This window comes from Protofrankia sp. Cr2 (assembly GCF_963555885.1).
In the GTDB taxonomy this organism is placed as follows: domain Bacteria; phylum Actinomycetota; class Actinomycetes; order Frankiales; family Frankiaceae; genus Protofrankia.
Genome location: NZ_CAUVXG010000094.1, coordinates 1 through 9,922 on the forward strand (window position 1 = coordinate 1; position 9,922 = coordinate 9,922).

Genomic DNA, 9,922 nt, shown 5'->3' on the forward strand with positions numbered 1-9,922 from the left:
CGGGGAAGCCGGTCAGGTCCTGGGCGGCCGACTTGCCGTGCTCGGGATGGACTGGTTACTCCTGCAGGAGTCCGCGGCCCAGGAAGTGCTGCTTCCACTCCGTTCCGTGCTCTGGGTGCGTGGGCTGACCGCGGTATCGGCCCAACCTGGCCATGAAGGTCCGTTGGCCGTGCGGCTCGACCTGCCGTACGCGCTGCGTGGCGTGGTGCGCGATCGTTCGGTCTGCTCGGTTGTGGTGTTGGACGGTACTGCTGTGACCGGCACCATCGACCGGGTCGGAGCGGACTTCGTCGAGGTCGCCGAACATCCCGGCGACGAGTTCCGCCGAGCCCGGTCGGTCCAGGCGGTGCGGACAGTCCCGCTGTCGTCGGTCAGCTTCGTGCGCCGAACCCCCTGACGGGGAGTGTCTCGGTACGAGCCGGACAGCTAGCGCTCGAAAACATGCCTGGTCGGATGGTCGGATGGTCGGCTAGTCGGTTAGTCGGCGTACCGGTCGTCGGCGGGCGCATCGCCGCGACCGAGCGGATTGGCGACCACGAACGCGCGGGTCTGCTCGTATGCCCGCTGGATGTAAGCCTCCAGCTCGGTGCGCTCCACCCGCCACTGCCCGCGCCCACCGATCTTGATTGCCGGGAGTTCGCCGGAGCGGACCAGCGCGTAGGTCTGGCTCGACGAGATGTTGAGAATCTCCGCCACATCGCTGAGCTGAAGGAAGCGCTCGTTCATCGGCCTGTCTCCCTGGCGATGGATGGGTCGTGACCCCTGTGTATCAGACTCTGCGGCCCGGATCGCCTGTGAATGCCTCTACTTGTGGATAACTGCTGCCATTCACCTGATTGTGCTGGTCGGTTCCAGGCTGTCGTCGCAGACCACGTACGCTCGGCGATCAGGGAGTCTCGGACATCCACGACCACCCGGTCTGTGTCGCGGCGCCCGCTGTCCGCCAATCAGCAGCTCCTGGCTGGCCAACGACGCCGCCGTCGCGGGCCCTGCCGGACACGAACCATCTGGAGGTCCGGGTGACCGACCTCACGTCCGCAGCCACACGTACCGAGGGGCCGGCGGCGGTGCCGTCACCGCCGGGGCGCCGGCTGACCCGCCCGCGCTGGCGCGATTCCCGCCTGCTCATCGGCGTCCTGCTGGTGTTGGTGTCCGTTGTGCTGGGTGCACGCCTGTTCGCCACAGCGGACAGGACTCGCGCCTGGGTCGTGGCGAAGGGGGACCTCCCGGCCGGGCATGTCGTGGTGGCCGCTGATCTGGTCACGACCTCGGCGTATCTGAGCCTGGACGCCGCGAAGCGTTATTACCCCGGTGAACGTGGTTCGGAGATAGTCGGGGCGATGCTTGCCCGTCCGGTCTCAGCCGGGGAACTGGTCAGCGGCGCTGACTTCGTGCGAAGCAACGTCACCCCGACACGGCTGGTGTCGGTGGTTGTGAAGGACGGTCGGGCACCGTCCCTCGCTCCAGGTGATCATGTGGATCTCTTCGCCTACCAGCGTTCCAACACGGTGGCTCCAAGCGCGGCACTCCAAGCCGGCCAGTCCGCGCAGGCAGCCCAATCAGCGGTGGGAAGCGGCGGCACGGAGGTTCTGGTGCTGCACGATGTCGAGTTCATCTCGCGGGAGACTCTCACTGGTGGTGCTCACTCCTTGACGTTGAGAGTTCCAGTCGATCTTGCGATCAATGCGGTGGCAGCATCTCAAAGTGAGCGGGTCGACGTCGTCAAGCTTGAACGCGGCGCCCGCGGCGACGTGGGCGGGGCTGGTCCCAGCGCCGTGCCGGGATACGGGCAATGAGCCTTCCGATCCTCACCGCGGTCACCAACTCGGTGGTCGAGTCCGGGCTCGTGACCGCATTCGACCGCCGTGACCTCGGGGTGACGGTCGTCCGGCGGTGTGTGGATCTACCCGACCTGCTGGCTGCCGCTACCACGGGTGCCGCGCGGGCGGCGTTGGTGTCGGCGGACCTACGCCGCTTGGACCGGGAGGCGCTGACGCGCCTGGCGATCGCCGGTGTCGCGGCAATCGGGTTGATCGTGCCGGGCGACGAGGATGGCGAGCGCAGGCTGCGCCAGCTCGGTGTCGCAGCGGTGATCGCGACTGACTCGACCGCAGAGGTGGTGGCGGCCGCCGTGGTGGAGGCGGCCCGAGCGCTTTCCGACCGTGGCCACGCGGCGCTGCCCGCCGGCGCCTACAGCGAGCCGATGGCGGGCTTCGCCGCCGTGGCGCCAGTGGTGCCGGTGCCGGAGGCCGCCGACCTGCCGGAACTCGGCGCCGGTCGGGTAATCGCGGTCTGGGGTCCCACCGGCGCGCCGGGCCGCACCACGGTGGCCTTGTGTCTGGCGGCCGAACTGGCAGGCATGGGAATGTCGACGCTGCTCATCGACGCCGATGTCTACGGCGGATCGATCGGCCAGCTGGTGGGGCTGCTGGAGGAGGCCCCCGGGCTTGCCGCCGCCGCCCGGTCGGCGAACCAGGGCACCCTGGACGTGCCCCGCCTCGCGGTGCTGTGCCGGGATCTGGGCGGGGGATTGCGGGTCCTGCCCGGTATCGCCCGCCCGGCGCGATGGCCGGAGCTTCGACCGGCGTCCATCGATGCGGTGCTGGCGCTGGCACGACGGCTGGCGAGTTTTGTCGTGGTCGACTGTGGGTTCTGTCTGGAGATGGACGAGGAGCTGTCGTTCGACACGGCCGCTCCACGCCGTAACGGGGCGACCCATGCGGTGCTCGGCTCCGCCGACACCATCCTGGCCGTGGCATCGGCGGAGCCGGTGGGTCTGGTTCGCTTCGTCCGCGGCCTGTCCGATCTGCGGGAGGTCGTGCCCGGGACGGATCCGTGGATCGTGGTGAACCGGCTGCGCGGCTCGGCCGTCGGGGGAGACGCCCGGCGGGAGGTGTCTCGCGCGATGGTACGCCACGTCGGCTCGGAGCCGGTCGCGTTGGTGCCCATGGACACGGCTGCGATGGACACCGCTCAGGCCGCCGGCCAGCTGCTGCGTGATGCCGCTCCGCAGTCACCGGCCCGGCTCGCGATCGGCGAACTTGCCGCGCGGGTGGCAGGCCGCCCGGTGCGCGGGCGCCGCCGACGCTCGGCCACGCGTCGCTGAGCGTGTTCACACGAGGTGCCACAGGTTCGGGCGACCGACCCTGGTCGTGCATATCGTATTTTTTCGTAGATGTCCTTTTAATCCTCGCGTCGAGCGGTTACTGACCGCGTTTCCGGGGCAGTCTGTCTGGGTGACTGATCGTACGGAAAGAGGAGCGGTTCGCGGGCGGTTCGCTGTTCGGACCGGCGTGTCGGCGTCGGCGGCGGCGTTGTGACCCGACAGGCGAGCTGATCATTGCCGGAACGTAACAATTGTGTCGAGGGGGTCACGTTTTGCATATTTAAGGGGCAACCAACCATTTTTGATGACAGCAAGTTAGGGTGAGCACCTGCGTCATCGCAGTAGGCGGGAGCAAGAGATGATCATAAAGTGCTCTGTCAAGGCGGCAGGGGGTGTAATCGGGTGAGCCGGGAGTACGCCAAGGCCGTGGGAGCCCGTCTTCGGGCCATACGGATCCAGCAGGGAATGTCGCTGCAGGGGGTGGAGCAGAAGTCACGCGGGCGATGGAAGACCGCGGCAGTCGGCTCGTACGAGCGCGGCGATCGGATGATCAGCGTCCATCAACTGTCGGAGCTGGCGGCGTTCTACGGCGTGCCGGTGTCGGCACTTCTGCCGGACGAGGAGGCGTTGCCTCCGCGTGAGCACCGGCCCCGTACCGTTCTCAATCTGAAAAAGCTCACCGAGGCACCGCCGGACTCCTCCGCGCTTGTGCGGCGTTGGGTCGCGCAGATTCAGCGCCAGCGGGACGACTACGCCGGGCAGGTCCTGTCCATCCGGGACGGTGATCTGAGGGCGTTGGCCCTCCTGCACGACACCACACCGCAGGAGTTCGCCGAGCGGCTGCGGGTGTGGGGTGTGCTTGAGACCAGTTTCGGTGAGGAGGAGCCCTCGGAGTAAGGCCGGTGCAGAGCCGGGCGCGTTCACGTCGTCGCCGTCAGGCCTGTGCGGCGGTTGGCGGCGGGATCGCGTGCACCTGACGGTTGCGCGCACAGCGGGAGGTGGCTGATGGTTAGCAGACGGGCGCCCCGTCGTGGACTGGTCCTGGGTGCCGGGGGCGTGCTCGGATCGGCATGGATGATCGGCGCGCTGCGCGCATACGAGGACACGACCGGGATCGACGTCCGCACCATGGACATGGTCGTCGGCACATCCGCCGGAGCGGTACTCGCCGCTCTGATCGGGACCGGCACCGGGGTCGAGACGATGGTCAACTCCGAGTACGGGCGGCCGTTGTTCGGTGATCCGGTTCTGGACTACACGCGGCTCGGTTCGGCGCTGCCGCCGAGGCCGCGCATGCGGATCGGTTCCCGCCGGCTGTTGGCCGCATCGGCGCGCCACCCGCGCAGCGTCACTCCGTTGGTGGCTCTGGTCTCCCTGCTCCCGCAGGGGCGCGGGACCCTTGCCGCGATCGGCGAGCTCGTGTCCGCGGCGGGCAGTACTGTCGCAACCCGACCGGCATGGGTGAAACCGTGGATCGTCGCCATGGACTACGACACCGGGACCCGGGTCGTGTTCGGCTCGCCGGGGGCGCCGCAGGCATCGCTCGCGGAGGCCGTGATGGCCTCCTGCGCGATTCCGTCCTGGTATGCGCCGGTCATGATCGGTCAACGGCCCTACGTCGACGGCGGGACGAGGTCGCCGGCCTCGGTGGACGTGCTCACCGACGCCGGGCTGGACGAGGTACTCGTGCTCGCCCCTGCCTGCTCCGTCGCCCTGGACCAACCGCGGGGCGCCCTGGCCCGGCTCGAACGCCAGATGCGGCGGTGGGCGACCCGGGTGGTGATGCGTGAGGCCGAACTGCTGCGGTCCGCGGGAACGAAGGTCACGGTCATCTGCCCGGGGCCGGCGGACCTGGCGGTCATCGGCGCCAACGTCATGGACCTCAGCCGCCGCCGCGATGTTTTCGAGACCTCGCTACAGACCAGCGCGGCGGCGTTGGCGCTGCCAGACGCTGCGGGTGGGCCGCTCGCGGCCGCCGGTTGAGCTGCCGGTACGACCGGCGGTTCAACCGGCGGGCGAGAGCGGCTGCCACCCCCGGTCGGACGGTGGGGTTGCGCCCGGCACACTGGCATGGTGCGTGTGTATCTGGCGTCAACCCTGTCGGCGGCTCAGGGTGTCCTCGCGGACCGGGTGGTTCCCGCCGGACTGGGCTTCGCCGTGACCGGAGCGGTTCGGGAGTGGTATGCCCGGTCCGACACGGACGAGATGGAGTACGCCTTGCTCCTTGAGGCGGCCCGGTCCAGCCTCAGGTTGCTCGATGCCGATCCGACGGCACCGCGGCGCCGGCTCGTGCTCGCGGTGGATGTCGACGACCACCATGTCCGGATTCGTGATGATCTCGATCGTGGGGTGGTCGAGGTCACGGTACCCGTGCCGATAGCCGACGTCCGGGCCGTCCACGTGGATGGCGCGGATGCCCACGCCGCCGTCGGCGCGGCCGCGGCAGCCGTGGTGGAGGCCGACCTCGGCGGCGAGGACGCGGCCTTCCTGGTCGACGAGGCCGACGGGTATGAACTGCTCTGGTACGCCACCCAGGAACTGGCGGATCTGCTTCAGAGCGACCGGCAATAGGGATGCGGCGTCGCGGGGCCGGGGCGCATAGTTGATCGGCGCACAGACAAGCGGCACATGGTCAAGCGGGCGCATAGTCAAGGGGTGGCACGGATGGATGCCGTCACGGTCGTTCCGGAGCCGGTGAACGAACCGGCCCGCGACTACGCGCCGCGCAGCACGTGGCGTGACCGCCTGCAAACGGCGCTCACCGGGATGGCCGATGACCACGTCGAGCTACCGCTTGTGATCGCGGGTAGGTCGCGTCCGGGAACGGGCGAGCCGTTCGATGTGCCGGCCCCGCACCGGCATGCGTTGGTGCTGGGGTCGGGTCGGGCGGCGGCACCGCAGGATGTCGCCGACGCCGTCGACGCGGCGCTGGCGGCCGGGCCGGGTTGGCGGGAGTTGGGCCAGGACGACCGTGCGGCTGTGTTTCTGCGGGCGGCGCAGCTGCTCGCAGGGCGGTGGCGGGACACCCTCAACGCCGCGACCATGCTGGGGCAGAGCAAGAGCTGTTACCAGGCGGAGATCGACGCGGCCTGCGAACTGATCGATTTCTGGCGTTTCAACGTTGCGTTCGCCCGTGAGATCGTCGCCGGGCAGCCGGCATCGTCCCCCGGAACGTGGAACCGCATGGACTACCGCCCGCTCGAGGGGTTCGTCCTCGCGGTGACACCGTTCAACTTCACCTCGATCGCGGCGAACCTGGCGACCGCCCCAGCGATCATGGGTAACACGGTGGTCTGGAAGCCCAGCCCGACTCAGCAGCTGGCCGCCCACCACACCATGTCGTTGCTGGCGGAGGCCGGCCTACCCCCCGGAGTGGTCAACATGGTCACCGGGGACGGCGCGGCTGTCTCCGCGGTCGCGCTGCGCCACCGTGATCTCGCAGGCGTGCATTTCACCGGCTCCACCGCCACCTTTCGCGGGATGTGGCGGACGGTCGCGGACGGGATCGAGGGTTACCGTGACTACCCGCGGCTGGTCGGTGAGACCGGTGGCAAGGACTTCGTCCTGGTTCATCCCAGTGCCGACCCGGACGCCGTGCTGGTCGCCCTCGTCCGCGGTGCGTTCGAGTACCAGGGGCAGAAGTGCTCGGCGGTGTCGCGCGCCTACCTGCCCGCCTCGATGTGGCAGGCGGGCCTGCGGGACCGCCTGGTGGCCGAGACCGCCGCGGTGACCTATGGCGATGTGTCGGACCTGAGCCTTTTCGGCGGTGCGGTGATCGACCAACGGACATTCGACCGGCTGGCGGCACTGCTCGCCCGGTTGCGGGCGGATCCGGCGGTGTCGGTCCTCGTCGGTGGCGGAACCGACGACCGGGTCGGGTATTTTGTGGAACCGACCGTGGTGGTGTGTGCCGACCCCGCACACGAGGTGTTCACGGCTGAGTACTTCGGGCCGATCCTCGCGGTGCATGTGTACGACGATCGGTCGAGGCCGGATTCGGATGCATTTTCCATGGTCATGAAGCATGTCGCGGATGCCGCGCCTTATGCGCTGACGGGCGCGGTATTCGGCCGCGACCGGACCGCCCTCGCCGCGGCCACCGAGGCATTGCGTTACAGCGCTGGAAACTTCTACCTCAACGACAAACCGACGGGCGCTGTGGTGGGCCGGCAGCCGTTCGGTGGGTCCCGTGCGAGCGGTACCAATGACAAGGCGGGTTCCGAGCTGAACCTGCTGCGGTGGGTCTCTCCACGGGCACTCAAGGAGACCTTCGACCCGCCGCGAACAGTGGCCTATCCACATATGGCCTGAAAGATCCACAATGTGCGTCGACGGGGCATGTAAACGGTGTCTCGGGCGGTGTCTCGGGTGGTGGCTGGGGCGGTGGATCGGATGGTGTCGTGCCGGCGGCGGACGCCCGGACCACATCCGTTGCCGGTTGGTTGTCCGGTAGGAACTGGACGTCTGAAACATGGCTGTGCAATGGTTCGTTACCGGGAGCGACAGCCACGCTGTTCTGCCTTTCACCTCGGAGAGCTGGCGGCCGATAGGGACCTTGGCTGGCGCGATCGTGGGTTTTCACGCCGTCGGCGGGACGCCCTGATCGATGATCAAGTTTGTTGACCGCGTCCCACGCCGGGATGGTCCGGTGCCGGTAGGAAAGATCGCTGCTGTCCTTCGCGATACTTTGTGGAGGATTACGGGTGTGCCCGCCGCACCCGCGGAAGACCTTGATATTGATCATCGTATCCTCGGACGACGTCGGAGGCTGTCACCCGTACCGGTGTGGATCTAGACGGAGCACACCGCGGGAAGGAGGCTGATCGCTCGTGCTCTACCTTGCCGGCCAGATCCTGGTGTTCGTCGCGGCGGCGCTTGTCATCGGTGTGCTGCTGGCCTGGGTGTTCCTGATCAGCCCGATGCGTCGCCAGACCGAGGAGGCGCGCCGCGCCCTCGCCGCCGGCTACGTCGTGCCGGGCGCGGCCCAGCAGCCCGTGGCGGACGACCGGGCAGGCAGCGCCGCGGTCGCGCCCGGCGGGTCCGCGTCGCGGGCGAGCGGCACCGAGGTGGCCGGCACCGAGGTGGCCGGCACCGATGGTGATCGGGGTTCGGCGGGCCGTGACACGACGGCAGATGCGGCGGTCCTCGTCACGGAACTGAGCGTGCGTCTTCGCCGTCAGGACGACGAGTGGGCGTTGGAGAAGGCGGCACTCACGGCGCGGCTGAGCGCCGCCGAGCAGCAGGCGGCCCAGTCCGAGCAGCGGGTCGCCGCGGTGGAGCGCCAGGTCCTCGCTGCGGGCCGGCGGGTGCGGACGATCGAAGGGGCGCTCGCCGACGCTGAGGCCCACGGGCTGGCCAACGGACAGACCAGAATGCCCGTTCGTGCGGTCCCGGTCGTTCGGGCGGCGCTGCATGCGGCAGGTTCCCCGCTTGGTTCGTCGGCTGGTTCCCCGGATGGTCCGTCGGAGGACGCCGACCCCGGCGAGAGATCCGGTCTGGTCGCACTCGTGGCGGCCCAGGCCAACGGGCACGCGGACGGCGGTGCCACCGAGGCGCTCGTCGCTGAGGCCGCGCAGCTGCGGGTTCAGCTCGCCGAGGCCGAAGGCCGGGCGGCGAAGTTCTCATCCCGGTTGGCGATGGTCCGAACCGAGGCGGAGGACGCGCAGCGTCAGGTCGCGACGATGACGACCAGGCTCGATCGTCATCAGGCCGAGTGGGCGGCGGAAAAGGTTCGACTGCTGGCTCGGATCGGCCCGATTGAGCACAGCGTGAACGGTGCCGACCCCGGGAACACACCGGACGGACGTGAGGATGTCCCGGTCAGCACAGACGACACCGGGACGGTTCCGGAGCCCGAGCCCGAGCCCGAGCCCGAGCCCGAGCCCGGATACGGATACGGATACGGATACGGGCGGGAGCATGACCGCGATGCCGACGATTTCGTCTTTGACGGGAAGGACCCTGCTCTCGCCGATGTGGTCCCGGTGCAGACCGCCCGGCCTGTACCGGGCGAGCCGGCTGATCAGTCCCACGGTCTCCTGCCCGGCTCGGTCGCGCTCGCCACACTGACGGCCTCCGGTGGGTACGGGTCCTTCTCCCTGCCCATACCGGCAGCGGATGCCGGAGCCCGACGGGACAATCTCAAAGAGATCGTGGGGATCGGCCCGGTTGTGGAAGCGCGCCTCTACGCGTTCGGCATCGCGAGCTTCCGCCAGCTTGCCGAGCTTGACGAGGACGGGGTCGACGGCCTCGTCCGGGCACTCGACGGGTTTGGTGATCGGCTTGTCTCGGATGACTGGGTGGGCCAGGCGCGTTCTCTGTACGAGCGTCACCATGGAAATGTGGCCTGATCCGGTGCGCGCGTTGCCGTTGTCCACCTGATCGCATTGCATGGCTCGCCGGCGCGGCGTACAACCGGAACTGCGTTGACGGAGTGTCACCACCGATCTTTGAGTTCCGGCGTCACCAGACGATTGTTCTGGATGGTGGCGCTCGCGACGGCGGTCGGGGTGGGCGTTCCCCCGGTTCATGGAAACGGTCAGACGACACCCATAACCTCCGGTGTCTCCCTCCGCCGCCTTGCGATCTACGTGCCCCAGCCCCGCTCCTTGATCCACGCCCCTATTGCCGGGCGCTCTTATTGCCGGGCGCTCCAAACGCAATGACTGCTCAGTAGAAAGCATGATCATTTCTTTCTGGTGGGGGGTGTTCGTGGGCCGGTGTGGGTGGGATGCGATGGTTGTGAAAATATAGACGGAAGCTGGGTGGACACGATCCACGCACTGCCGGTGCTCCGGGGAAGCCGGTGGCCCGGGG

At 68.7% G+C, this 9,922-nt stretch carries 9 protein-coding genes; 8 read left to right on the forward strand and 1 reads right to left on the reverse strand.

Annotated features, from left to right (window positions below):
• Window positions 1-397, forward strand: a 397-nt coding sequence (locus U9978_RS23205) for a hypothetical protein (RefSeq protein ID WP_322763271.1), incomplete at its 5' end; no start/stop codon positions are given.
• 80 nt (window positions 398-477) lie between these two features.
• Here the strand turns inward: U9978_RS23205 and U9978_RS23210 are convergent.
• A complete protein-coding gene (locus U9978_RS23210) occupies window positions 478-726 on the reverse strand; it encodes a helix-turn-helix domain-containing protein (RefSeq protein ID WP_322750217.1) in 249 nt (82 codons plus the stop codon).
• A gap of 293 nt (window positions 727-1,019) precedes the next feature.
• On the opposite strand from U9978_RS23210, the gene U9978_RS23215 reads away from it, so the two are divergent.
• The 7 genes from U9978_RS23215 to U9978_RS23245 all read left to right on the forward strand — a co-directional run bounded on the left by U9978_RS23215 (window position 1,020) and on the right by U9978_RS23245 (window position 9,456).
• The gene (locus U9978_RS23215; protein WP_322763272.1) at window positions 1,020-1,796 is read left to right on the forward strand and encodes an SAF domain-containing protein; all 777 of its coding nucleotides are present in this window, start codon (window positions 1,020-1,022) and stop codon (window positions 1,794-1,796) included.
• The gene (locus U9978_RS23220) at window positions 1,793-3,106 is read left to right on the forward strand and encodes an AAA family ATPase (protein ID WP_322763273.1); all 1,314 of its coding nucleotides are present in this window, start codon (window positions 1,793-1,795) and stop codon (window positions 3,104-3,106) included. The genes U9978_RS23215 and U9978_RS23220 overlap by 4 nt, the downstream gene beginning before the upstream one ends.
• A gap of 402 nt (window positions 3,107-3,508) precedes the next feature.
• On the forward strand, window positions 3,509-4,003 hold the full coding sequence (locus tag U9978_RS23225) for a transcriptional regulator (RefSeq protein WP_322751650.1): 495 nt from the start codon (window positions 3,509-3,511) through the stop codon (window positions 4,001-4,003).
• A 108-nt stretch (window positions 4,004-4,111) separates the two neighbouring features.
• The gene (locus U9978_RS23230; RefSeq protein WP_322763274.1) at window positions 4,112-5,089 is read left to right on the forward strand and encodes a patatin-like phospholipase family protein; all 978 of its coding nucleotides are present in this window, start codon (window positions 4,112-4,114) and stop codon (window positions 5,087-5,089) included.
• 90 nt (window positions 5,090-5,179) lie between these two features.
• Window positions 5,180-5,677, forward strand: coding sequence for a DUF6912 family protein (locus tag U9978_RS23235; RefSeq protein ID WP_322763277.1), 498 nt, complete (start codon window positions 5,180-5,182; stop codon window positions 5,675-5,677).
• 93 nt (window positions 5,678-5,770) lie between these two features.
• Entirely contained in the window at window positions 5,771-7,417 is a 1,647-nt protein-coding gene (pruA, locus tag U9978_RS23240) for an L-glutamate gamma-semialdehyde dehydrogenase (RefSeq protein WP_322763275.1), read from the forward strand.
• A 518-nt stretch (window positions 7,418-7,935) separates the two neighbouring features.
• The gene (locus U9978_RS23245) at window positions 7,936-9,456 is read left to right on the forward strand and encodes a hypothetical protein (protein ID WP_322763276.1); all 1,521 of its coding nucleotides are present in this window, start codon (window positions 7,936-7,938) and stop codon (window positions 9,454-9,456) included.
• The last annotated feature ends 466 nt before the right edge of the window (window positions 9,457-9,922 follow it).

Excerpts from the sequence above, each read along its gene's own strand:
- U9978_RS23210 (WP_322750217.1), bottom strand. The coding sequence starts at position 726 with ATGAACGAGCGCTTCCTTCAGCTCAGCGATGTGGCGGAGATTCTCAAC.
- U9978_RS23220 (WP_322763273.1), top strand. The coding sequence starts at position 1,793 with ATGAGCCTTCCGATCCTCACCGCGGTCACCAACTCGGTGGTCGAGTCC.
- U9978_RS23230 (WP_322763274.1), top strand. The coding sequence starts at position 4,112 with ATGGTTAGCAGACGGGCGCCCCGTCGTGGACTGGTCCTGGGTGCCGGG.
- pruA (WP_322763275.1), top strand. The coding sequence starts at position 5,771 with ATGGATGCCGTCACGGTCGTTCCGGAGCCGGTGAACGAACCGGCCCGC.